At 61.6% G+C, this 24,719-nt stretch carries 21 protein-coding genes and 1 pseudogene; 6 read left to right on the forward strand and 16 right to left on the reverse strand.

All coding sequences use genetic code 11. From position 1 onward, the window contains the following. Positions 1-77 precede the first annotated feature (77 nt). From ACZ5M5_RS28045 to bioB, 14 genes and pseudogenes are all read right to left on the reverse strand, one after another. Positions 78-236, reverse strand: coding sequence for a YqaE/Pmp3 family membrane protein (locus ACZ5M5_RS28045; RefSeq protein WP_003177654.1), 159 nt, complete (start codon positions 234-236; stop codon positions 78-80). Between the two features lie 346 nt (positions 237-582). Beyond that, positions 583-2,361, reverse strand: a complete 1,779-nt coding sequence (locus ACZ5M5_RS28050) for an acyl-CoA dehydrogenase C-terminal domain-containing protein (RefSeq protein ID WP_103310495.1) — start codon at positions 2,359-2,361, stop codon at positions 583-585. A 244-nt stretch (positions 2,362-2,605) separates the two neighbouring features. Further along, positions 2,606-4,401: pseudogene (locus tag ACZ5M5_RS28055) on the reverse strand (acyl-CoA dehydrogenase C-terminal domain-containing protein). A gap of 91 nt (positions 4,402-4,492) precedes the next feature. Next, entirely contained in the window at positions 4,493-5,782 is a 1,290-nt protein-coding gene (locus tag ACZ5M5_RS28060; RefSeq protein WP_464738261.1) for a GGDEF domain-containing protein, read from the reverse strand. A 180-nt stretch (positions 5,783-5,962) separates the two neighbouring features. Further along, entirely contained in the window at positions 5,963-6,475 is a 513-nt protein-coding gene (locus tag ACZ5M5_RS28065) for a DoxX family protein (RefSeq protein WP_464738262.1), read from the reverse strand. Between the two features lie 86 nt (positions 6,476-6,561). Next, on the reverse strand, positions 6,562-7,053 hold the full coding sequence (locus ACZ5M5_RS28070) for a DUF1097 domain-containing protein (protein WP_060740333.1): 492 nt from the start codon (positions 7,051-7,053) through the stop codon (positions 6,562-6,564). Continuing rightward, positions 7,043-7,177 (reverse strand): hypothetical protein, encoded by a 135-nt coding sequence (locus ACZ5M5_RS28075; RefSeq protein WP_464738263.1) that lies wholly within the window; start codon positions 7,175-7,177, stop codon positions 7,043-7,045. The genes ACZ5M5_RS28070 and ACZ5M5_RS28075 overlap by 11 nt, the downstream gene beginning before the upstream one ends. 357 nt (positions 7,178-7,534) lie before the next feature. After that, positions 7,535-9,340, reverse strand: a complete 1,806-nt coding sequence (locus tag ACZ5M5_RS28080; protein ID WP_060740332.1) for a phenylacyl-CoA dehydrogenase — start codon at positions 9,338-9,340, stop codon at positions 7,535-7,537. Positions 9,341-9,616: 276 nt separating this feature from the next. Continuing rightward, positions 9,617-9,913 (reverse strand): hypothetical protein, encoded by a 297-nt coding sequence (locus ACZ5M5_RS28085; RefSeq protein ID WP_060740331.1) that lies wholly within the window; start codon positions 9,911-9,913, stop codon positions 9,617-9,619. Positions 9,914-10,031: 118 nt separating this feature from the next. Then, positions 10,032-10,712: a dethiobiotin synthase gene (bioD, locus tag ACZ5M5_RS28090; RefSeq protein ID WP_060740330.1), complete on the reverse strand. Its 681-nt coding sequence runs from the start codon at positions 10,710-10,712 to the stop codon at positions 10,032-10,034. Continuing rightward, positions 10,709-11,521 (reverse strand): malonyl-ACP O-methyltransferase BioC, encoded by an 813-nt coding sequence (gene bioC / locus ACZ5M5_RS28095; RefSeq protein WP_060740329.1) that lies wholly within the window; start codon positions 11,519-11,521, stop codon positions 10,709-10,711. The genes bioD and bioC overlap by 4 nt, the downstream gene beginning before the upstream one ends. Next, positions 11,514-12,245 (reverse strand): alpha/beta fold hydrolase, encoded by a 732-nt coding sequence (locus tag ACZ5M5_RS28100; RefSeq protein ID WP_464738264.1) that lies wholly within the window; start codon positions 12,243-12,245, stop codon positions 11,514-11,516. Before ACZ5M5_RS28100 ends, bioC begins: the two co-directional genes overlap by 8 nt. After that, positions 12,238-13,416 carry an 8-amino-7-oxononanoate synthase gene (gene bioF, locus ACZ5M5_RS28105; RefSeq protein WP_464738265.1) on the reverse strand — a complete coding sequence of 393 codons (1,179 nt, stop codon included), beginning with the start codon at positions 13,414-13,416 and terminating at the stop codon, positions 12,238-12,240. The genes ACZ5M5_RS28100 and bioF overlap by 8 nt, the downstream gene beginning before the upstream one ends. A 168-nt stretch (positions 13,417-13,584) precedes the next feature. Next, positions 13,585-14,640 carry a biotin synthase BioB gene (bioB, locus tag ACZ5M5_RS28110; RefSeq protein WP_464738266.1) on the reverse strand — a complete coding sequence of 352 codons (1,056 nt, stop codon included), beginning with the start codon at positions 14,638-14,640 and terminating at the stop codon, positions 13,585-13,587. A 90-nt stretch (positions 14,641-14,730) separates the two neighbouring features. On the opposite strand from bioB, the gene ACZ5M5_RS28115 reads away from it, so the two are divergent. The 5 genes from ACZ5M5_RS28115 to rarD all read left to right on the forward strand — a co-directional run bounded on the left by ACZ5M5_RS28115 (position 14,731) and on the right by rarD (position 20,547). Further along, positions 14,731-15,471, forward strand: coding sequence for a double zinc ribbon domain-containing protein (locus ACZ5M5_RS28115; protein WP_464738267.1), 741 nt, complete (start codon positions 14,731-14,733; stop codon positions 15,469-15,471). A gap of 58 nt (positions 15,472-15,529) precedes the next feature. Further along, the gene (locus ACZ5M5_RS28120; RefSeq protein WP_103309919.1) at positions 15,530-16,294 is read left to right on the forward strand and encodes a TOBE domain-containing protein; all 765 of its coding nucleotides are present in this window, start codon (positions 15,530-15,532) and stop codon (positions 16,292-16,294) included. A gap of 67 nt (positions 16,295-16,361) precedes the next feature. Beyond that, positions 16,362-18,263: a PhoX family protein gene (locus tag ACZ5M5_RS28125; RefSeq protein ID WP_103309917.1), complete on the forward strand. Its 1,902-nt coding sequence runs from the start codon at positions 16,362-16,364 to the stop codon at positions 18,261-18,263. A 216-nt stretch (positions 18,264-18,479) separates the two neighbouring features. Continuing rightward, positions 18,480-19,454, forward strand: coding sequence for a serine/threonine protein kinase (locus ACZ5M5_RS28130; protein WP_060740323.1), 975 nt, complete (start codon positions 18,480-18,482; stop codon positions 19,452-19,454). Between the two features lie 205 nt (positions 19,455-19,659). Then, on the forward strand, positions 19,660-20,547 hold the full coding sequence (gene rarD, locus ACZ5M5_RS28135; RefSeq protein ID WP_103309916.1) for an EamA family transporter RarD: 888 nt from the start codon (positions 19,660-19,662) through the stop codon (positions 20,545-20,547). Positions 20,548-20,764: 217 nt separating this feature from the next. Here rarD and ACZ5M5_RS28140 read toward each other — a convergent pair whose 3' ends face one another. Continuing rightward, positions 20,765-21,283 carry a glycine cleavage system transcriptional repressor gene (locus tag ACZ5M5_RS28140; protein ID WP_207284144.1) on the reverse strand — a complete coding sequence of 173 codons (519 nt, stop codon included), beginning with the start codon at positions 21,281-21,283 and terminating at the stop codon, positions 20,765-20,767. 430 nt (positions 21,284-21,713) lie between these two features. Here ACZ5M5_RS28140 and ACZ5M5_RS28145 point away from each other — a divergent pair, with 430 nt between their 5' ends. Further along, a complete protein-coding gene (locus tag ACZ5M5_RS28145; RefSeq protein ID WP_464738268.1) occupies positions 21,714-23,891 on the forward strand; it encodes a malate synthase G in 2,178 nt (725 codons plus the stop codon). Between the two features lie 229 nt (positions 23,892-24,120). Here the strand turns inward: ACZ5M5_RS28145 and ACZ5M5_RS28150 are convergent, their stop codons facing one another. Further along, positions 24,121-24,567: a response regulator gene (locus tag ACZ5M5_RS28150; RefSeq protein ID WP_060740319.1), complete on the reverse strand. Its 447-nt coding sequence runs from the start codon at positions 24,565-24,567 to the stop codon at positions 24,121-24,123. Between the last annotated feature and the right edge of the window lie 152 nt (positions 24,568-24,719).

The following is a 24,719-nucleotide window of genomic DNA, read 5'->3' on the forward strand; positions in this document are numbered from 1 at the left end:
AGTCGATATTTCCGTGGACTGACACACCGCTATCGCGAGCAAGCTCGCTCCCACAGGGGATTTTATGACCGATGAATTCAGCGCTTGGCGATGATGTACACCGCATGCACGATGCCAGGGATGTAACCCAACAGCGTCAGCAGGATATTCAGCCAGAACGCCCCGCCGAAACCGACTTGCAGGAACACCCCCAGTGGCGGCAGCAGGATGGCGATAATAATGCGAATGAAATCCATGGATGACTCCCTGATCGACGATGGCCAAATTGCCACATAGCTCATTGACCTCAAGCCGCTCGTCAGGGTTCAGTGAAACGCAAGCAGAAGCAGCCCGGAGTAGGGCGCGCTGCCAAGGAACAAAAAATCCAGGCAAAAGAAAACCCCGCCGAAGCGGGGCTTTGCAGACTGTTTCCCTGACATCCATTTCACTCCGCCGTCCTGGCAGAATCCTACGTGTCCATGTTGTTACTTTTGCGCGTCCTGCGCGGCGTCCATGTGAAGTAGATTAGCCCTGGATCCAATCTGCCGATAGAGGGAAAACGCCAGCACATTGTGTAAGCTTTTGCTTACACAATGTCAGTTTTTAGAACTGCCCGGGCTCCAGCAGAAACAGCGACTCGCTGCCAGCTTTCACCGAAGCACTCAGGGAGTGAATGCGCGGCAGCAGGCGAGCGAAATAGAACCGCGCCGTGCCCAGTTTGCTCGCGTAGAAATCATCCTGGTTTTCTTTGCCAAAAGCCGCCTTGGCCATCAACGCCCACATGTAAGCGTAAGCGGTGTAGCCGAACGCCTGGAGGTACTCCACCGAAGCGGCGCCGATTTCGTTCGGGTTGTTCTTCGCCCGGTCCAGCAACCAATCGGTCAACTCATCCAGCGTACCGACCGCATCGTTCAGTGGCTTGGTGAACTCCGCCAGGTCGCTGCTCGCGGTGGCGGTGAAATGGCGGATTTCATCGGCGAACAACCGGTAGAACGCTCCGCCACTGCCGACGATCTTGCGCCCTACCAGGTCCAGCGCCTGGATACCGTTGGTACCTTCGTAGATCTGGGTGATGCGCACGTCACGCACCAGTTGCTCCTGGCCCCATTCACGAATGTAACCATGGCCGCCGAACACCTGCTGGCCATGGACCGTGGTTTCCAGGCCCAGGTCGGTCAGGAATGCCTTGGCCACTGGGGTCAGCAACGCCACCAGGTCTTCGGCGCGCTTGCGGGTGACCGGGTCTTCGCTGAACTTGGCGGTGTCCAGTTGCATCGCCACGTAGGTGGAAAATGCCCGGCCACCCTCGTTCGAGGCCTTCATGGTCAGCAGCATCCGACGCACGTCGGGGTGGACGATGATCGGGTCAGCGACCTTGTCCTTGTTCTGCGCACCAGTGGGCGAACGGCTTTGCAGGCGGTCACGGGCATATTCGACGGCGTTCTGGTAGGAACGCTCGCCGGAGGCCAGGCCTTGGATGCCAACCCCCAGACGCTCGTAGTTCATCATGGTGAACATCGCCGCCAGGCCTTTGTTCGGCTCACCCACCAGGTAGCCCACGGCTTCGTCGAAGTTCATCACGCAGGTGGCGGACGCCTGGATGCCCATCTTGTGTTCGATCGACCCGCAGTTGGCCGCGTTGCGCGCGCCCAGGCTGCCGTCGGCATTGACCATGAACTTGGGCACCAGGAACAGCGAGATACCCTTGGGGCCCGCCGGTGCATCTGGCAGTTTCGCCAGCACCAGGTGGATGATGTTTTCGGTGAGGTCGTGCTCGCCACCGGTGATGAAAATCTTCGTGCCACTGACCTTGTAGGAACCGTCGGCCTGAGGTTCGGCCTTGGTGCGGATGATCCCCAGGTCCGTACCCGCGTGAGGCTCGGTCAGGCACATGGAACCGGCCCAGACGCCGGCGTACATGTTCGGCAGGTACGCCGCCTTCAGTTCTTCGCTGGCATGGGCATTGATCGACAGGCAGGCGCCGGCGGTCAGCATCGGATACAAGCCGAAGGACAGGCTGGCGGAGTTGACCATTTCCTCGACCTGGGCCGAAACGGCCTTGGGCATGCCCATGCCGCCGTACACCGGATCACCACCGACACCGACCCAACCGCCTTCAGCGTAAGTCTGGTAGGCCTGTGGGAAACCTGCCGGCGTGGTGACGGCGCCGTTGGCCCAGTGGCAACCTTCTTCGTCAGCGGCGCGGCTGAGGGGGGCGATGCTTTTGCTGGTGACTTTGCCGGCTTCTTCGAGGATCGCTTCGACCGTTTCAGCGTCCACGGTGTCGGCCAGTACCGGCAATTGGGCCCAGAGCTTCGCGACCTCGAACACTTCATTGAGGACGAAGCGCATATCGCGCAGGGGCGCTTTGTAGTCAGCCATGGCAAACCTCGCAGGATCTAAACAGTTGGGTTCGTAAAAGACGGTTTCGCAATGACCCGAGTGTACCTCAACAACTTTTGCGACACATAGGGTCAACCCATGACTGTTTTGTTATTTTTAGTCACCGCAGGATTTTAGAGATTAACCGTGGCGAAAGAGCTTGCTCCCGCTTGAGTGCGCAGCATCACAAAAAAAAGGGCTGCTGCGCAGCCCAACGGGAGCAAGCGCCCTCGCCACGGTTCAGTCAGAGGGCAAACAACGCTGCCGGCAGCTTCATCAAACACTCGCTCCCGGCTTCGACCGCAGCCCGATGGGCGGTCGTACGTGGCAGCAGGCGCTTGAAGTAGAACTCGCAGGTCGCCAGTTTGGCCTGGCAGAAATCGCCGTCACCCTTGCCGCTGTCGAGTTGCGCCTGGGCCACCAAGGCCATGCGCAACCACAGATAGGCCAGGATGATGTAGCCGCTGTACATCAGGTAGTCCACCGAGGCGGCACCCACTTCATCCGGATTCTTCATGGCGGCCATGCCAACCCGAGTGGTCAGCACGCCCCACTGCTGGTTGAGCCCGTCGAGTTGCGCGACGTACTCCTTGAGCTGCGGATGTTGCGCGTTGGCAGCGCAGAACTTATGGACAATCTTGGTGAAGCCACGCAACAACTTGCCCTGGCTACCCAGCACCTTGCGCCCCAGCAAATCCAGGGCCTGGATGCCGTTGGTGCCCTCGTAGATCGGCGCGATGCGGCAGTCGCGCACCAACTGCTCCATGCCCCACTCGCGGATGAAGCCGTGGCCGCCAAACACTTGCATGCCGTGGTTGGTTACCTCCAGCCCGGTGTCGGTCATGAAGGCCTTGCAGATCGGGGTAAGAAACGCCAGCAGGTCCTCGGCCTCCTGGCGCGCGGTGTCGTCCGGGCTCAGGTGGGCGGTATCGAGCAGTTGCGCGGTGAAATACGTCAGCGCCCGGTTGCCTTCGTTGAAGGCCTTCATGGTCAGCAACATCCTGCGTACATCGGGATGGACGATGATCGGGTCGGCAACTTTTTCCGGCGCCTTGGGGCCGGTCAGCGCGCGCATCTGCAGGCGGTCGTTGGCGTATTTGATGGCGCCCTGGAAGCTCGCCTCCCCCAGGCACAGGCCCTGCATGCCGGTGCCAAGCCGGGCGTGGTTCATCATGGTGAACATGCAGTTGAGGCCCTTGTTCGGCTCGCCGATCAGGAAACCCTTGGCCCCATCGAAATTCAACACGCAAGTGGCCGAGGCCTTGATGCCCATCTTGTGTTCGATCGAGCCACAGGAAACGCCATTGCGCGCCCCCGCCTCACCGCTGGCCTCGGGCAGGAACTTGGGTACGATGAACAACGAGATGCCCTTGGTCCCGGCGGGGCGTCCGGCAGCTTGGCCAGCACCAGGTGGATGATGTTATCGCTCATGTCATGTTCGCCGGCGGAGATGAAAATCTTGCTGCCGGAGATCGCGTAGCTGCCGTCGGCCTGGGGCACGGCGCGGGTCTTGATGATGCCCAGGTCGGTGCCGCAGTGGGCTTCGGTCAGGCACATGGTGCCGGTCCACTGGCCGGCGGTGAGTTTGCTCAGGTAGGCCTGTTTCTGCTCTTCAGTGCCGTGGGCATGAATGGCCGACATGGCACCGTGAGTCAGACCCGGGTACATGCCCCAGGACGTGTTGCTGGAACCGATCATCTCGCTGATGACCAGGCCCAGGGAGCTGGGCAAGCCTTGGCCACCATACGCCGGATCTGCCGCCAAGCCGTGCCAGCCGCCTTCCACGTACTGTGCGAAAGCCTGCTTGAAGCCTGTAGGCGTGGTGACCACGCCGTTGTCGAAATGGCAGCCCTCTTCGTCACCGGAGCGATTGAGCGGCGCCAGCACGTTTTCACAGAATCTGGCGCCTTCCTCGAGGATCGCGCTGACCATGTCCGGGCTGGCATCGCTGGCACCCAGCTCGGCATAACGGCCATGGAAATCGAAGACGTGATCGATCAGAAAGCGCATGTCGCGCAGGGGGGCTTTGTACTCGGGCATGGTGGTTTTCTCCGGTAGCAGATCGTTCCAACCTACTGCCGGCCACCCTGTCCCACAATCACAGTCCAGACGCTGAATGCGCCGTCATCACTCAACCCGCGGCGACTTCCATGCGCACCGCGCCGCGGCGGTTCTGGCCGAAGGCAACCACACAGTTACGCCCCGCGCCCTTGGCGTTGTACAGCGCCTGGTCGGCGGACTTGAGCACTTCTTCGGGCGTGCGCTGCTCAAGGCGCTCCGCGACACCGATGCTGACCGTCACCGATACGCTGGAAGCACCCGCGCCGGAGCGACGCTGGCGGCCTTGCTGATCGTCCTGGGGACGGCTATCGGGATTGCGCAGCTGGATGGCATACGTCTCGATGGACTGGCGGATGACTTCCAGATGGGGCATGCACTCGTCGATGGTCTTGCCTGCGAACACCAGGGCAAATTCCTCACCGCCGTAGCGATACGCCCTACCGCCACCGCCGATCTTCGACAACTTGCTGGCGACCAGGCGCAGCACCTGGTCGCCCACGTCGTGGCCATGGGTGTCGTTGAATTTCTTGAAATGATCCACGTCACTCATCGCCAACACATAGTTGCGTCCCAGGCGCTGCATGCGTTCGTTCAGTGCCCGCCGGCCCGGCAGGCCGGTGAGTTCGTCACGGAAGGCCATCTGATAGGCCTCGTGGGCGACCGCCGCGGCGATCATCAACATGACCTGGCTGCACATGATGTTCAGGGTGAACGGCAGGATAAAGGTCTTGGGCAGCATCCAGAACAACCCCAGCAAACCCACCAGTTGTGCCGCGTGCAATGGCCGGGGATTGCGCCAGTATTGCCAGGCCAACAGCAGGAACGCGGCGGCGAACATCGGGTAGGACAATTGGATCAGGCTCATCCAGGCACCGTGCAACGCGGGCCAGCGGATCTCCGAGAGCCACAACAACAAGGCCTGGGGGAAACTCTGCTCCAAGGCCAGCGCCACACTGCCAAAGACCAGCAACACCGCAAACCGCGCCACCATGTCCTGGAACAGGTGGGTGCGCTCCTGCCACGCGGCGAACAGCCCGAACAACAGCGGCAACAACAGGCAGACGAGATGGAACACCACCGCCGCGTCTTCGCGCACCTTGCCGTTATCGCGATAAAAGTCGGTTTGGGTATCCAAGAGAAAGTAGGCGATATACACCGTGACCATCAGAAACAGTTCACGTTGACGTCGGTAGACCGCGCAATACGCCCCGCCTAGCAACAGCACCAGCGTCGGGAGAACGTTGAACAGCGAGGTGAAGAAAACGTTGAGATCCTTGACGTAGGCAGCCGCAAGCCCCGCCACCAACAACAGCAACGACGGTAGGAAATGGCTCAAACGTACAGCGGAAGAACGCGGCAAGGGTAAAGCTCCGACCCGGCTGATCAAAGATGGCATTGTGCCTGCAATTGGAACAGTAAGGCACGCGAGATGTGACAGATGTCACACTGCCATCGCTGTAACGGCAGGGCGGGAGGTTTTCTTAAGGCTTTGTCGGAGCAATTGTTGTTACAGAATTTTCATGCAAACAACTGCGCCTGCTCAGATGGAAAACCTGAGCTTGCGATCCACGGCAAAGTGGCCGCTACCGCGCACGGCAATATAGAGCGCAAGAAATCCCATCAATACGGGAAACTCAATGCCGCGATCGATCCACGGCCAAGTGGGGCCAAGCGCGTAGCTGATAGCCACCATTTGCACCGCCATCATGAACGCGACCGGGCGCGCCCACAGACCGACAGCCAGCATGACCGCACCGACCGTTTCAAGAAGCATGACCAGAACCGCCCATTGCGCGGCGAACGGCAGGCCCATGACGTTCTGGATCAGGTTGATGGAGCCCGCCATGGGATCCGCCATGGAACCGTGGGATATCCCCAGGGCTTTTGGAAGGCCGTGGGTGAACATGACAACGCCGAACGCAAACCGCAGCACTGCATACAAAACGGGCTCCGCACGGGTGTAAAGCCCATCCAGCGCCGGAAACAGCAGGCGCTCTTGGGAGGCGGTGGTTTCCATGGAGGTCATCCCGGATTTACGTTGTGACGTGTCCATCTTGGTAGTCCTTTTTGTGAATGAGGTTTTCAGAGCCACCCGCTAACGCGGCCGGCACTTGCTGGCGAGATGCTGGACTCCCCGCGTCAATGACCAGCGCCCTGGCGAACCCGCTTTTGCAGCGAATGCGCCAGCAGGGCCGCTGTCGCTCCCAGCGTCCCGGCCAGGGCCAGCATCCCGAAGGTTGTGAGCGACGGGGGTTGGTGCGAAGCGAAATACGCCACCAGCCCCAGGAAGAAACCGAGCAGGTTGTTGAACACCGGCGCCTTGGCCAAAGACAGCGCAATGACCGTGATGGCGAACACCACTGCACTGATGGCATAGCTGCCCAGAACAGGCGTCAGGGCAGCCATGGCCTGGGCCGCACCGATCCCCAGAATGACGCCGATCAGCACGCAGGCCAGGTTGATCGCCCCTTGCTTGAGGTTGAGCCCGCGGGTAAAGAATGAAATCCACCCGACAAACATGGCCCACACCGGAACCTCCAGCGCCATCACGCTCAGGGTGGCGGCGGATGACGCAATGACCGACTCCCCCACCACCACCTTCAGATGAGTGAAAAATGCATTATTGGCCATGACTCACCTCCCGGGTCGCAAGTACCCGCCCTGACGTCAAGAGGCCAGACAGGGCGATACGACGCAAGAAGCGATCGCCAGCGGCAATCAGGCGCCAGGCCGCAAGAGTGGTGTTCACGTTCATGGTCAATTCCTTTCCGGTACGTGCGATAAAGCTGGTTTCACGGGATCGGCACCGGCCGACCCACATGGGGCGAAGGTTGTCAGCCCACAACCCCATGATGTCGATTGACCGTCTGTGAATAAACGGGATGAAATTGACTTATCTATTCCAAAAACCACAACAAATGGGCCGCTATGGACCGTTTCGACGCGTTGCAGGGACAGGTGACGGAATTTGAAGCACGAGGCTGGATTTCCACAGTGAGAAATTCGGCGACTTGAAGCCTGCTGGTGCTTGAGGCGCGTGTTTGTCGGCGGCGCAAAAAAAAGCCGCTGCTCCCGAAGAAGCAGCGGCTTTTTTCAAAGAACCGCGTAAGGCTTAGTAACCCAGCGCGAAGTCTTCTTCTTTCATGTCCATCAGGTTGTTCGCGCCCGACAGCATGGTTGCCACGTGGGTACGGGTGCGCGGCAGGATGCGCTGGAAGTAGAAGCGCGCGGTCTGCAGCTTGGCGGTGTAGAAGGCTTCTTCGGTGGTGCCGGCTGCGAGTTTTTCCGCTGCCAGGCGCGCCATGTCGGCCCAGAAATAGGCCAGGCAGGCGTAACCGGAGTACATCAGGTAGTCCACCGATGCCGCGCCCACTTCTTCACGATCCTTCATGGCCGCCATGCCGACCTTCATGGTCAGCTCGCCCCATTCCTTGTTCAGCGCAGCCAGGGGTTCGACGAACTCCTTGACCGCTTCGTTGCCTTCGTTGCTCTGGCAGAACTTGTGGACAATCTTGGTGAAGCCCTTGAGTGCCTCGCCCTGGGTCATCAGCACTTTACGGCCCAGCAGGTCGAGGGCCTGGATGCCGGTGGTGCCTTCGTACAGCATCGAGATGCGGCTGTCGCGAACGTTCTGCTCCATGCCCCACTCGGCGATGAAGCCGTGGCCGCCGTAGATCTGCACGCCATGGTTGGCCGATTCGAAACCGACTTCGGTCATGAAGGCCTTGGCGATCGGCGTCATGAACGCCAGCAGCGCATCGGCTTTTTTCTTCTCTTCTTCGTCCACGCCGTACTTGACGATGTCGACCTGCTTGGCGGTGAAGTACACCATCGCCCGGTTACCTTCGGCGAAGGCCTTCATGGTCAGCAGCATGCGACGCACGTCAGGATGCACGATGATCGGGTCGGCGGCCTTGTCTGGCGCTTTCGGGCCCGTCAGGGAGCGCATTTGCAGGCGATCACGGGCATATTTCAGGCCGCCCTGGAAGCCGATCTCGGCGTGGGCCAGGCCTTGCAGCGCAGTGCCCAGGCGTGCGGTGTTCATGAAGGTGAACATGCAGTTCAGGCCTTTGTTCGCCGGGCCGATCAGGTAACCGGTGGCCGCGTCGAAGTTCATCACGCAAGTGGCGTTGCCGTGGATGCCCATCTTGTGTTCCAGGGAACCACAGCTCACCGCGTTGCGCTGGCCGATGGAGCCGTCGGCGTTAGGCAGGAATTTTGGAACGATGAACAGCGAAATGCCCTTGGTGCCAGCCGGTGCGTCCGGCAGGCGTGCCAGTACGATGTGGACGATGTTGTCGGCCATGTCGTGTTCACCGGCCGAAATGAAGATCTTCGTACCGGAAACCTTGTAGGAACCGTCGGCCTGAGGCTCGGCCTTGGTGCGCAGCATGCCCAGGTCGGTACCACAATGCGGTTCGGTCAGGCACATGGTGCCGGTCCATTCACCGGAAACCAGCTTGGTCAGGTAGGCCTCTTGCTGCTCGGGCGTACCGTGCTCGGAAATCGTGTTCATCGCGCCATGGGACAGGCCCGGGTACATGCCCCACGACCAGTTGGCTTCACCGACCATCTCGCTGACCGCCAGGCCCAGGGATTCCGGCAGGCCTTGACCGCCATGCTCGACGTCGTGGGCCAGGCTCGGCCAGCCGCCTTCGACGAATTGCTTGTAGGCTTCCTTGAAACCGGCCGGGGTTTTCACGCCGGACTCGCTCCAGGTGCAACCCTCGATGTCGCCCACACGGTTCAGCGGAGCCAGCACCTGCTCACAAAACTTGGCGCCTTCTTCGAGAATGGCGTCAACCATGTCCGGAGTTGCATCCTGGCAAGCCGGAAGGCTCTGATAATGCGCTTCGTAGCCAAGCAGTTCGTCACGAACGAAGCGAATATCACGCAAGGGGGCCTTGTAGTCAGGCATAGCGATAAACCTCTGCTGATGTAACCGGGAATGAACGACCGCGTGGATTTGTTGTGGCGGTCAAACAGTTGTTTGAAACATACGTTTACGCCCAAATCTTGTCAAGCGCCGATCTTTTGCCGTTCGTCATCAGCCTGAGAAAAATGTCGGACACAGGAAACCCATCGCCCTGAAGAATCCGCGATGCGCGTAGGAAAAGATTAGTTGAGCAATAAGACGTTAGAGACAAAAACGCCGCGAATAATCGCGGCGTTTTGGCAAATCTGAAGAACAGGATCAGGCAAAGGTATCGATCAATGTCCCGAGCATTTCGTCGGATGCCTTGGCGACGTTGGCACCCAGTTGCACCTGGAACTTGCCCTGGGCCATTTCGACCATGTTGGCAGCCTGGTCCGACTGCTGGCTACGATCCACCGAACGCAGGCGATCTACCTGGACTTCGGACGACTGGCTGGTGACCGAACGCTCGATCGTGTTGTTGGCGATCTGGCCGGAGGCCTGATCGACGCGGTTCTGCCCTGTCTGAATCGTGCTCAGACCGGCATAGAACGCGGTACTTCCTGAGATTTCCATGGCAGAGCTCGTCTTCTTGAAGGGTCGACAGTGGCCATTGAATCAGAAGCCCCGGGAAAAGGCTCGACAAAAACACTAATGGCACAGTGCCGTGTCATAGGCAAAACCTTGGCGGGGCTCAGTCCAGCAGATCCAGTTGCAGGTGTCCGGCCACGGCTTCGGCCGTCACACTCTGGATCCGCGCCACCCTGCCCAGGCACGGCGCCGGAAGTCGCTCGGCCAAGGTTGCCAGGTTTTCTTCCAGGCGCGAGGTGGCCGGGTCGATGATGTTCGCGACCCAACCGGCAAGCTGCAAGCCATCACGGGCGATAGCCTCGGCGGTCAACAACGCGTGGCTGATGCAACCCAGGCGCACGCCCACCACCAGAATCACCGGCAAGCCCAGCGCGATCGCCAGATCGGAAAGATTGTCCTGGCCGGCCAGCGGTACCCGCCAACCACCTGCGCCCTCGATCAGGGTGAAATCAGCGTTCAGCGCCAGCACTTCGCGCATCGGGCCCAGTAGCGACTGCACCGTCAAGGCAACGCCCGCTTCCCGGGCGGCCAAGTGCGGCGCTATTGCCGGTTCGAACGCCACCGGGTTGACCTGTGCATACGTCAACGGTATCGAGCATTCGGCCAGCAAGGCCAAGGCATCGGCGTTGCGCAGGCCCTTGGGCGTCACGTCGCAGCCAGAGGCCACGGGTTTTCCGGCAGCCGTGCTCATGCCAGCCTGTCGCGCAGCATGCAGCAGGCCCGCCGCGACGGTGGTCTTGCCTACATCGGTGTCGGTGCCGGTAATGAAATAGGCCTTGCTCATAGCGGTTTCTCCAAAACGGCGTAGACCACCTGGTAAGTTGCCGGCAGCCCCTGGGCCTGACGAAACTGCTCATAGGCCTCAACCAGCGCGAGAATCCGCGCCCTGCCCGTCAAGCCACCGGGGCGACCAGGGTTCAGATTGTGGGCACCCAAAGCTTTCAATTCATGTGTCAGGCTGCGCACATCAGGGTAATGCAGCACATGCGGACGGATTTCAAGACTGATGACATTCAGCCCGCTGGCCGCGCAAAGGTGCTGATACGTTTCGAACGCACGGAAACGGTTGACGTGCACCAAGCCATCCACCTGACGCCAGCTGTCGCGCAACTCGTACAAAGTGCCCACGCAGAGGCTGGTGAAGGCCAACACCCCACCCGGCTTCAACACCCGATGGGCCTCGCTCAGCACCGTGGCGAAATCCGCGCACCATTGCACCGCCAGGCTGGAGAACACCAGGTCGCAGCTCGCCGCCTGCAAAGGCAGCCGCTCGGCATCACCGGCGACAAAATACGCGGCGCCACCTTGAGGACGCGCATGGTTGAGCATGCCTTCGGCGATATCCAACGCCAGGCCGGTAGTCGCACCAAAACGCGCACCCAAGGCCCGAGTGAAGTAGCCGGTGCCGCAGCCCAGGTCCAGCCAACGTTGCGGCGTGAAAGAAGGCGGCAAGCGACCGAGCAATTGCTGCCCCACGTCGCGCTGCAGCTCGGCCACACTGTCATAGCTGGTCGCTGCCCGGGAAAACGACGCCGCTACCTGGCGTTTGTCGGGCAAGGCACCGGGCAATGGAGGGAGAGACAAATCAGTCATCGCCGGACTCATGCAAAAAAACCTGGATCGCCGCCGCTATACCGTGAGGGTCTTCCAGAAGGAATACGTGGCCGGCCTGTTCAATCAGACCGATTTCGACATCCGGCAGCAAGACCAGCAAATCACCCGCCGCTTCAGCCGGCACCAGGGCATCGAGCCCGGCAAACAGATGCAGTTGCGGGCCTCGGAAACTCTGCAACGCAGCGCGGGTGTCCAATCGCGCCAGCAGTTCGAGCCCGGCCATCAATACTTCAGGCGAAGTGCTTGGCGCCCCGGCCAACAACAACCGCGACAACCCGCGTGGATCGCTGCAGCCCTGGGCACACAGCAGACTGAAACGCTTGAGGGTCTGGCGTGGGTCGGCCCCACAGCCGGCGAGAAAGCCATCGAACGTCTGGCCGTCCATCGCGCTCGGCCATTGCTCATGGGCGACAAAGGACGGATTGCTGGCCATGGTCAGCAGGCCACAGCAGCGCTCACCCCGGCGCGCCGCCAGCGCCGAGGCCAGCATGCCGCCCAGGGACCAACCGCCCAGCCAGGTGTCCTGAGGCACGGTGGCGTCCAACTCTTCGAGCCATTCATCGGGGTCGCTCGATAGCAATGCCGGCAACGGCTCGATTTCCACCCGCAGGTGTTCGTCGAGCCCTTGCAAGGCCGCCGCCAGCGGTTCCAGCGGTGAAACGCCCAAGCCCCAACCGGGCAGCAAAATCAGTCGATCACGCATGGCTTGGCTCCGGTCCCAACAGGGCAAAACACTCGGCCAGTGCATTCAACAATAGCTGCACCTGGGCCTCGCTATGGGCGGCGGTCAGGGTCACGCGCAAACGAGCGCTGCCGGCCGGCACGGTGGGTGGGCGGATCGCCGTGACCATCAGCCCGCGCTCACGCAGCATCTGCGACAAACGCATGGCCCGACCCGCATCGCCCACCAGGATCGGCTGGATCGGCGTGAAGCTGTCCATCAATTGCAGGCCGATCTGCTCGGCACCTTGGCGGAACTGGCGGATCAGCACCTGCAGGTGTTCACGCCGCCAATGCTCGCCGCGCAGCAGTTCCAGGCTCTTGAGCGTGGCGCAGGCCAGGGCCGGCGGTTGGCTGGTGGTGTAGATGTAGGGACGCGCGAACTGGATCAGGCTTTCGATCAGTTCCTCGCTACCGGCGACGAAGGCCCCGGCGGTGCCAAAGGCCTTGCCCAGGGTACCGACCAGCACCGGCACATCGTCCTGGCTCAAGCCGAAATGTTCGACGATACCGCCACCATGGGCCCCCAGCGGACCAAAGCCGTGGGCATCGTCGACCATCAGCCAGGCCCCCCGGGCCTTTGCCTCACGGGCCAGGGCCGGCAGGTCGGCAATGTCGCCGTCCATGCTGAACACGCCGTCGGTGACCACCAGGGTATTGCCAGTGGCTTTCTCCAGGCGACTGGCCAGGCTCTGGGCATCGTTGTGCAGGTATCGGTTGAAACGCGCACCGGACAACAGCCCGGCGTCGAGCAGCGAAGCATGATTGAGGCGGTCTTCCAGCACCGTATCGCCCTGCCCCACCAGCGCGGTGACCGCGCCGAGGTTGGCCATGTAACCGGTGGTGAACAGCAACGCCCGCGGACGCCCCGTCAGGTCGGCCAACGCTTCTTCCAGGGCGTGATGAGGGCTGCTGTGGCCAATCACCAAATGGGAGGCGCCGCCCCCGACGCCCCAACGCGCCGCGCCGGCGCGCCAGGCCTCGATCACTTGCGGGTGATTGGCCAGGCCCAGGTAATCGTTGTTGCAGAACGCCAGCAACGGCTGGCCGTCCACCACCACTTCCGGGCCCTGGGGGCTTTCGAGCAGCGGGCGCTGGCGGTAGAGGTTGTCGGCACGACGGGCAGCCAGGCGTGCGGCGAGATCGAAGGGCATGCAGGCCTCGGGGTGAACCATTTATGGACGGAGTGAGATCCCCTGTGGGAGCGAGCTTGCTCGCGATGAGGCCATGACATTCAACATCTCTGTCGGCTGTTATACCGCCATCGCGAGCAAGCTCGCTCCCACAAGGTCTTGCATTCCAATCAGGGGATCGGTGAGCAATCAGACAGCGGCGTTATAGAACTGCTCGCTGCTCTTCTGCTCCACCAGCGCCTGTTCGATCGCCGCCTGGTGCACTTCGTCGGCATGTTCTTCCCGGGCTTCGGGCTGGATGCCCAGGCGTGCAAACAATTGCATGTCCTTGTCGGCTTGCGGGTTGGCGGTGGTCAACAGCTTTTCGCCGTAGAAAATCGAGTTGGCACCGGCAAAAAATGCCAGGGCCTGCATCTGCTCGTTCATCGCTTCACGACCAGCGGACAGGCGCACATGGGACTGGGGCATCATGATCCGCGCCACGGCAAGCATGCGGATGAAATCGAATGGATCGATGTCTTCGGCATTCTCCAGCGGCGTGCCGGCGACTTTGACCAGCATGTTGATCGGCACCGATTCCGGGTGCTCCGGCAGGTTCGCCAACTGGATCAGCAGGTTGGCGCGGTCGTCCAGGGACTCGCCCATGCCCAGGATGCCGCCGGAGCAGATCTTCATCCCCGAATCACGCACATAGGCCAGGGTTTGCAGGCGCTCGCTGTAGGTACGGGTGGTGATGATGCTGCCGTAGAACTCCGGCGAGGTATCGAGGTTGTGGTTGTAGTAGTCCAGGCCAGCCTGGGCCAACGCTTCGGTCTGTTCCTGGTCGAGGCGGCCCAGGGTCATGCAGGTTTCCAGGCCCATGGCCTTCACGCCTTTGACCATTTCCAGCACATACGGCATGTCCTTGGCCGACGGATGTTTCCAGGCCGCGCCCATGCAGAAACGGGTCGAACCGATGGCCTTGGCCCGCGCAGCCTCTTCGAGGACCTTCTGCACTTCGAGCAATTTCTCTTTATCCAGACCGGTGTTGTAGTGACCGGACTGCGGACAATATTTGCAATCTTCCGGGCAAGCACCAGTCTTGATCGACAGCAGCGTGGAAACCTGGACGCGGTTGGCGTCGAAGTGCGCGCGGTGCACGGTCTGCGCCTGGAACAACAGGTCATTGAATGGCTGGACAAAGAGTGCTTTGACTTCGGCCAAAGACCAGTCATGACGCAGGTTGGCAGTGGTGCTGGCGCTCATGGGCATTTCCTTGATTATGCTTGGCTGGCGCCTGGGGCATGCAATACCCACAGGCGCGACACGGATGTTCGGCATATTTAAGGAAGAGTCATGCGCTGTCAACCACGATACAAATGGCCGGTTTACATCTGGTTAAAAAACAAGCATCCCTGTCTACTGTGCGGCGAAAGCACGGATACCCCGCAACCCATCTGCACCCCCTGCGAAAGCGAGCTGCCCTGGCTCGGCGATCAATGCAGCATTTGCGCCCTGCCACTGCCCATGGCCGGACTGCGTTGCGGCCAATGTGCCTCGTGGCCGCCGGCCTTCGAGCGGGTCCTGGCGCCCTGGGCCTACGACTTCCCGGTAGACACCCTGATCACCCGCTTCAAGCATCAGGCGAAATGGCCCCTTGGCCGGCTGCTGGGCGAACTGCTGGCGCAATCGCTGCAACATCATTTCGACGAAGGGCTGGAACGGCCCGACGCACTGGTACCGGTGCCACTGGCAACCCGGCGTTTGCGCCAGCGCGGTTTCAACCAGGCGGCACTGCTGGCCCGCTGGCTCAGTGGGCCGCTGGCGATCCCTTGCGAAGAAAACCTGCTGCGACGCACCCAGGACACGCCCGCCCAACAGGCACTCGACGCCAGGGCCCGGCGCCAAAACCTGCGCCAGGCCTTTGCCCTCGCGCCCCAGGCGACGTTACGCAATCGTCACCTGGCGTTGGTCGACGACGTGCTCACCACCGGCGCCACCGCCCAGGCCCTGGCCGCCCTGTTACTCGATGCCGGCGCGGCGCGGGTCGATGTGTATTGCCTGGCCCGCACGCCGAAACCCGGTGAACCGGCTTGACGTGCCGCGCCCAAGGCGCCAACGTCCGCTCATCGACTTTTGCACGCAGTTTGCCGTCATGTCATTGCCCACGCTCCTGACCCAACACATCGTCCGGCGACCACAACGCATCGCCCTGTTGCAGCACATCGCCGAACAGGGCTCGATCACCCGCGCCGCCAAGAGCGCGGGCCTGAGCTACAAGGCGGCATGGGATGCCATCGATGAGTTGAACAACCTCGCCGACCATCCGTTGGTGGAACGCAGCGTCGGCGGCAAGGGCGGTGGCGGCGCGAGGCTGTCGCAGGAAGGCCAACGCGTGCTGCGCCTGTATCAGCGCCTGCAAGCGCTGCAGGCGCAACTGCTGGAAGCCAGCGAAGACGCCGGGGACCTGGGCCTGCTCAGTCGCCTGATGCTGCGCACCAGTGCCCGCAATCAATTGCATGGCAAGGTCCTGGGCATCGAGGCCCAGGGGCACAACGACCGGGTACGCCTGGAACTGGCCCGGGGCCTGGTCATCGAAGCGCGGATCACCCATGACAGCACGTTGCGCCTGGAGCTGGCTGTCGGCACCGATGTGGTGGCGCTGATCAAGGCCGGCTGGCTGGAATTGCACCCCGTCGAACAAGCGGAAAAACCGGGGATCAATACGCTGCGCGGCCTGATCGAGCAGGTCGACGCCGCCGAAGACGGCCCCAGCGAAGTGCGCATCGGCCTGCCCAACGGCCAGACGCTGTGCGCCCTGGCCGACCCGCTTCAGTTGCAAGCGCAGGACCTGGCAGCCGGCTCACCGGTGCAAGTGACGTTTTCAGCGACAAATGTGCTGCTCGGCACACCGCTGTAGCGCGCTGCAACAATAGCTTCATCGACCCGCTTTAAGGTGACTGCCAAAACCAGCAGGGAGCCTGATGATGAGCCTATTAGAAGAAAACCAATCCACCGACCTGGAAAAGATCGTCGGCCTGAGCCGGCGCAGTTTCATCAGCGCCGGCGCCCTGTGCGGCGCGGCGATGTTCCTGGGCGGCAACCTGCTGAGCCGCAGCGTGCTGGCCGCCGCCGTGAGCGAAGGCAACAGCCGGCTGCTGGGTTTCAACAGCATCGCCGCCGCCACGGCTGACACCATCACGCTGCCGCCAGGCTACAAGGCCTCGGTGCTGATCAGTTGGGGCCAGCCGCTGCAGAAAAATGCACCGGCGTTCGATCCCAGTGGCAATGGAACAGCCCGCGCACAGGAAGTGCAGTTTGGCGACAACAACGACGGCATGAGCCTGTTCGAATTCCCCGGCGACAAGAACCGGGCGCTGATGGCGATCAACAACGAATACACCAACTACCGCTACCTCTTCCCCCACGGCGGCCAGCCGCAGTCGGCCGAAGACGTGCACAAGGCCCAGGCCAGCGAAGGGGTGTCGGTGATCGAGGTCCAGCGTCGTCGCGGCCAGTGGCAGTTCGTCCAGGAATCGCGCTACAACCGCAGGATCCACGGCAACACGCCGATTCGCCTGCGTGGTCCGGCCGCCGGCCACGACCTGCTGAAAACCAGTGCCGACAAGAGCGGCAAGAAAGTGCTGGGCACCTTCCAGAACTGCGCCAATGGCATGACGCCGTGGGGCACCTACCTGACCTGCGAAGAAAACTTCACCGACTGCTTCGGCAGCAGCAAGACCGACCTGCAGTTCGATGAGGCGCAAAAGCGCTACGGCGCCACCGTCACCAGCCGCGAGATCAACTGGCACCTGTACGACCCGCGTTTCGACCTGGCGAAGAACCCCAACGAACTCAATCGCCATGGCTGGGTGGTGGAAATCGATCCGTTCGATCCAGAATCCACGCCGGTGAAACGCACCGCCCTGGGCCGCTTCAAACACGAAAACGCCGCCCTGGCACAAACCAACGACGGTCGCGCCGTGGTGTACATGGGCGACGATGAACGCGGCGAGTTCATCTACAAGTTCGTCAGTCGCGAGCGCATCAATCATCGCAATGCCAAGGCCAACCGCAACCTGCTGGACCACGGCACCTTGTACGTGGCGCGCTTCGATGCCGGCGACGGCAACCCGGACCACCCCAAAGGCAAGGGCCAGTGGATCGAGTTGACCCACGGCAAGAACGGCCTCGACGCCAGCAGTGGCTTCGCCGACCAGGCCGAGGTGCTGATCCATGCGCGCCTGGCCGCCAGCGCCGTGGGTGCCACCCGCATGGACCGCCCTGAGTGGATCGTGGTCAGCCCGAAAGACGGCCAGGTCTATTGCACCCTGACCAACAACTCCAAGCGCGGCGAAGACGGCCAACCGGTGGACGGGCCGAACCCTCGGGCCAAGAACGTCTACGGGCAGATCCTGCGCTGGCGCACCGACCGCGACGATCATGCCGCCAAGACCTTCTCCTGGGATCTGTTCGTGGTCGCCGGCAACCCAACGGTACACGCCGGCACGCCGAAAGCCGGGTCGTCCAATATCAACCCGCAGAACATGTTCAACAGCCCCGACGGCCTGGGCTTCGACAAGGCTGGCCGGCTGTGGATTCTCACCGACGGCGACTCCAGCAACGCCGGGGACTTCGCCGGCATGGGCAACAACCAGATGCTCTGCGCCGACCCTAGCAGTGGCGAAATCCGCCGCTTCATGGTCGGACCGGTGGGCTGCGAAGTGACCGGGATCAGTTTTGCCCCGGACCAGAAAGCCTTGTTCGTCGGGATCCAGCATCCAGGGGAAAACGGTGGTTCGACCTTCCCTGAGCACCTGCCCAACGGCAAGCCGCGGTCTTCGGTGATGGTGATTACCCGGGACGATGGCGGGGTCATCGGCGCCTGACAGGGCCTCATCGCGAGCAAGCTCGCTCCCACAATGTGGACTGCCCCCAAAAAGTTGGACACCCATCTGGCTTTTGGGGGCAGTCCAATGGATCCGCTATCCCTGTGGGAGCGAGCTTGCTGGCGATAACGTCAGCACAGCCGCCACCTATCTGCCTCTGTCTGCGCTACCATGCTGTGCCGGACGCGGCAGCCCTGCCGCTGCGCAGGAGTCAGCATGTCCCATCCGTTTGAAACCCTCACGCCCGACCTGGTGCTCGATGCCGTTGAAAGCATCGGCTTTCTCAGCGACGCCCGCGTGTTGGCCCTCAACAGCTACGAGAACCGCGTCTACCAGGTCGGCATCGAAGATTCCGAGCCGCTGATCGCCAAGTTCTATCGCCCCCAGCGCTGGACCAACGAAGCGATCCTGGAAGAGCACAGCTTTACCTTCGAGCTGGCCGAATACGAAGTGCCCGTGGTGGCGCCGCTGATCCACAACGGCGCCAGCCTGCACGAACACGCCGGGTTTCGTTTCACCCTGTTTCCTCGTCGCGGTGGCCGGGCGCCGGAGCCGGGCAATCTCGACCAACTCTATCGCCTGGGACAATTGCTCGGACGCCTGCACGCGCTCGGGGCGACCCGGCCGTTCGAGCATCGCGAAGCCCTGGGCGTGAAAAATTTCGGCCACGATTCACTGGCCACCGTGTTGGCGAGCGGCTTCGTTCCCCGCAGCCTGCTGCCGGCCTACGAGTCGGTCGCCCGGGACTTGCTCAAGCGCGTCGAAGAGGTCTACGCCGCCACGCCCCACCAGAACATCCGCATGCACGGCGATTGCCACCCCGGCAACATGATGTGCCGCGACGAGGTGTTTCACATCGTCGACCTGGACGACTGCCGCATGGGCCCGGCGGTGCAGGACTTGTGGATGATGCTCGCCGGCGATCGCCAGGAGTGCCTGGGGCAATTGTCGGAACTGATGGACGGCTACCGTGAGTTCCACGACTTCGACCCGCGTGAACTGGCGCTGATCGAACCGCTGCGGGCCCTGCGGCTGATGCACTACAGCGCCTGGCTGGCACGGCGCTGGGACGACCCGGCGTTCCCCCGCAGCTTCCCGTGGTTCGGCAGCGAACGCTACTGGGGCGACCAGGTGCTGGCATTGCGCGAGCAATTGGCGGCGCTCAATGAAGAGCCGTTGAAGCTGTTCTGACCTACAGCGGGTCCCCCTGTGGGAGCGAGCTTGCTCGCGATGGCGATCGAACACTCGACACCTCTGTCGACTGACACATCGCTATCGCGAGCAAGCTCGCTCCCACAAAGGGATTTGCGCTGGAACGCTCACAAAGGTTCACAGCACAACCAGACAAATCTCCTTACAATCATCCCTTTGTTAGCTGCCTAAGCAAGGATTCTGCATGCAAGCCGCCAACCCGCGTCGCGGGTATATCCTGGGCCTGAGTGCCTACATCATCTGGGGTCTGTTCCCGATCTACTTCAAGGCCATCGCCAGCGTGCCGTCAGTGGAAATCATCATCCACCGGGTGCTGTGGTCGGCCCTGTTCGGCGCGGCATTGCTGCTGGTCTGGAAACACCCGGGCTGGTGGCGCGAACTGCGGGACAATCCACAGCGCCTGGCGATTCTCGCCCTGAGCGGGACACTGATCGCGGCCAACTGGCTGACCTACGTCTGGGCGGTGAACAACGAACGCATGCTCGAAGCCAGCCTGGGTTACTACATCAACCCGCTGGTGAATGTGTTGCTGGGCATGTTGATCCTCGGCGAGCGCCTGCGCCGCATGCAATGGCTGGCGGTGGGGCTGGCGGCCGTCGGCGTGGCGCAGCAGGTCTGGCAAGTGGGCAGCCTGCCGTGGGTGTCGCTGGTGCTGGCGCTGACCTTCGGTTTCTATGGGTTGATCCGCAAACAAGCGCCGGTCAAGGCATTGCCGGGGCTGGTGGTGGAAACCTGGATGCTGGTGCCGATCGCCATCGCCTGGTTGCTGTTCAATCCCACGGCCACCAGTGCCCAGGCCGCGTTCTGGACCACCTCCGAAGCCTGGTGGCTGGTGGCGGCCGGCCCCGTGACACTGGTTCCACTGGTGTGCTTCAACGCCGCGGCCCGGCATTTGCCCTACACCACCCTGGGGTTTCTCCAGTACATCGCACCGACGCTGGTGCTGTTGCTCGCCGTGCTGCTGTTCGGTGAGCACCTGTCGTCCAGCACGCTGGTGGCGTTCCTGTTCATCTGGGCCGGGCTGGCGGTGTACAGCGTCGATGCGGTGATCAGCATGCGCCGGCGCAGCTGATCAAAAAACGCACAACCCTCTACAGGCCACGTGCGCCGTGGCCTGCGCTTATCCTTCCCAAGGTTATCCACAGCGTGATCCCCGCCGTTTGTGCACAAGCCCTTGAAAACTGGTGATTTTTTGATCATTGGCCGCTGAGCCCCGGCGGGCCTGGGCTGGAGCCGGGTCTCTACAGGTTATCCACAGGCAGGCGCAGTTTTTCCTTGGATAACCTTCATTACACTTCGTCGCTGAGCTTGAGCTCCACCATCAACTCATCGGCCAAGGTTTCCAGACGTTCCTGCAAGGTCTCCAGGGACAAGGTCAAGGGCACGCCCAGGATCGCTTCGGCATGAAACAGCAGCTCACTGCTCATCGGTGCCGGCCGGACATGGGTCACCAGCCGCTCGACATTGACGCCCTGCTCGCTCAACAACCGGGTGATGTCCCGTACGATACCGGGACGATCGTTGCCCACCAACTCCATGGTGATGGGTTTCCAGGTGCAGGACTCCTCAACGGCGCTTTCAGCGATCAATACGTGGATGCCGTGGGCCGCCAGCCCCTGCAAGGCCTCGATCAATTCTTCATGGGCCTCGGCCGGGGCGCTGAAGCGCACGATCCCGGCAAATTGCCCGGCCAGGTGCGCCATGCGGCTTTCCAGCCAGTTACCGCCATGTTCGACAATGCAATCGGCGATGCGCTCGACCTGCCCGGGCTTGTCCGGGGCGAAAACAGTGATGACGAGGTGGTCCATGGCGCAGTCCTCTTGTGGTGGAAGGAACAGTATAGGCAGGACGCGCAAGTGCTGTGTGCTCACGCCAATCGTGTACAAGTTTTAATATTTATCTGGAACAATCCACAGTTTTTTTGAGAACATCAGAAGCCGCGCCGTGACTGTACTGCTTTAGTCGGTCGCGGAACGACGCAATTAGTCTAATTTTCACAACCGCAATTGATCATGTAGTATGCCGCAGCGCGCACTACATAATCGTGACACCCCTGTTGTACCGATGTCTGCTTAAGGCCAGTCGCATCCCTGAAAAGCCCCGTCAGCAAGGCTTGAATACCCAGCCGCCAGCGATGGCATGTACTGGTTCCGGGGTTTGTGGTTTAAATGTCCCGAGGCTTCATTGTCAAAATCGAAGAGCTGAAAAGCGAAATAGCTGAGCAGAGTGAGGCAAGCAATGACTGAACACGTTCAAGTCGGTGGCCTGCAGGTCGCCAAAGTCCTGTTCGACTTCGTGAATAACGAAGCCATTCCCGGAACCGGCCTCACCGCCGACGCATTCTGGGCCGGTGCCGACAAGGTCATCCACGACCTGGCCCCGAAGAACCAAGCCCTACTCGCCAAACGCGATGATTTCCAGGCGCAGATCGATGCCTGGCACCAGGCCCGTGCCGGCCAGGCCCACGACGCCGTGGCTTACAAAGCCTTCCTGCAAGACATTGGCTATCTGCTGCCAGAAGCGGCGGATTTCCAGGCCACGACCCAGAACGTCGATGACGAAATCGCCCGTATGGCCGGTCCACAGCTGGTGGTACCGGTGATGAACGCCCGTTTCGCCCTCAATGCCTCGAACGCCCGCTGGGGTTCGCTGTACGACGCGTTGTACGGCACCGATGCCATCAGCGAAGCCGATGGCGCGGAAAAAGGCAAAGGCTACAACAAGGTGCGTGGCGACAAGGTCATCGCCTTCGCCCGCGCCTTCCTCGACGAAGCGGCCCCCCTGGCGGCCGGCTCCCATGTCGACTCCACCGCGTATAAAATCGTCGACGGCAAACTGGTCGTGGCCCTCAAGGGCGGCAGCAACAGCGGCCTGCGTGACGATGCCCAGTTGATCGGCTTCCAGGGCGATGCCTCGGCACCGACCGCCGTGCTGCTGAAACACAACGGCCTGCACTTCGAAATCCAGATCGATGCCAGCACGCCCGTCGGCCAGACCGATGCCGCCGGCGTCAAAGACATCCTGATGGAAGCCGCGCTGACCACCATCATGGACTGCGAAGACTCGGTCGCCGCCGTCGACGCCGATGACAAAGTGGTGATCTATCGCAACTGGCTCGGCTTGATGAAGGGCGACCTGTCGGAAGAAGTCGCCAAGGGCGGCCAGACGTTTACCCGGACCATGAACCCTGACCGTGTCTACACCGCCGTCGACGGCTCGGGCGTGACCCTGCACGGCCGCTCGCTGCTGTTCGTGCGTAACGTCGGCCATCTGATGACCATCGACGCGATCCTGGACAAGCACGGCAACGAAGTGCCGGAAGGCATCCTCGACGGCCTGGTCACCAGCCTGGCGGCGATCCACAGCCTCAACGGCAACACCTCGCGCCGCAACAGCCGCACCGGCTCGGTGTACATCGTCAAGCCGAAGATGCACGGCCCGGAAGAAGCCGCGTTCACCAACGAGCTGTTCGGTCGCGTCGAAGACGTGCTGAACCTGCCGCGCAACACCCTCAAGGTCGGGATCATGGACGAGGAGCGCCGTACCACGGTCAACCTCAAGGCCTGCATCAAGGCCGCCAGCGAACGCGTGGTGTTCATCAACACCGGCTTCCTCGACCGTACCGGCGATGAAATCCACACCTCCATGGAAGCCGGCCCGATGGTGCGCAAGGCCGACATGAAAGCCGAGAAGTGGATCGGCGCCTATGAAAACTGGAACGTCGATATCGGCTTGAGCACCGGCCTGCAAGGTCGCGCGCAAATCGGCAAGGGCATGTGGGCGATGCCGGACCTGATGGCGGCGATGCTCGAACAGAAAATCGCTCATCCGCTGGCCGGCGCCAACACCGCCTGGGTTCCGTCACCCACCGCCGCCGCCCTGCACGCGCTGCATTACCACAAGGTCGACGTGTTCGCTCGCCAGGCCGAACTGGCCAAGCGTGCTCGCGCTTCGGTGGACGACATCCTGACCATCCCGCTGGCCGTCAACCCGAACTGGACGCCGGAACAGATCAAGAACGAACTGGACAACAATGCCCAGGGCATCCTTGGCTACGTGGTGCGCTGGATCGACCAGGGCGTCGGCTGCTCCAAGGTGCCGGACATCAACGACGTCGGCCTGATGGAAGACCGTGCGACGCTGCGTATCTCCAGCCAGCACATCGCCAACTGGCTGCGCCACGGCATCGTTACGCAAGACCAGGTAATGGAAAGCCTCAAGCGCATGGCGCCAGTGGTCGACCGCCAGAACGCCAGCGACCCGCTGTACCGGCCACTGGCGCCAGACTTCGACAGCAACATCGCCTTCCAGGCGGCGGTCGAACTGGTGATCGAAGGCACGAAGCAACCTAACGGCTACACCGAGCCGGTGCTGCACCGTCGCCGTCGCGAGTTCAAGACCGCCAATGGCTTGTGATTGAGCGCTAGACGCGGCACAAAAAAGCCCTGATCGAAAGATCAGGGCTTTTTCATTTGCACGGCATCACCTCGCTGTTGTGGCGAGGGAGCTTGCTCCCGCTCGACTGCGCAGCAGTCGTCAGTCAGCCAATGAGGTTTCGAATGCTGGAAAAAAAGAGGGTCTGCTTCGCAGCCCAGCGGGAGCAAGCTCCCTCGCCACGACAGCACTTCGGCACAAATACGACAGGCTACAGATCCATCCCCAACTCATGCTTGACCAACCCCAGCAGCTTGTCGGTATCGATCGGCTTGAGCAGAAAGTCCACCACGCTCAAGTGCATGGCTTCGATGGCGTCCTTCACGTCGGCATCGCCTGACACGATGATGATCGGCAGAGCCGCCCGCTCGGACTCGCGCACCAGGCGGACCAGTTCCAGGCCATCGACATTGCCCATGCGCAGGTCGGTGATCAGCAGGCCGATCGACGGCTTGGTTTCCAGCATCTTGAGTGCCGTTTCGCCGCTGGCGGCGGTCATGCAGTGAATCCCATCCAATGCCAGGATCTCCGACAACAGCTCGCGAGCGTCTTTATCGTCATCGACGATCAAGACGCGCTGCGGCGGCAGGTCAGGTTCCAACATGACGGCACTCAGCGCCTCGCGCTCGGCGTCACTCAAAATATCGTGGTCGGACATGGTGCTCTCTACGTTCTTTAAATCGATCCCCTGGCACAGTGGTCAGACATCGTTCTGCGGCGCTTCAATGTGCACTTCGTCGGATTTTTTTCCAAGAACATTCAATGAAGATTTTTCTGACGCCTGGCGTAAGACTTTTCCGTGAGTCCGGC

This window comes from Pseudomonas sp. Van50, assembly GCF_055390755.1.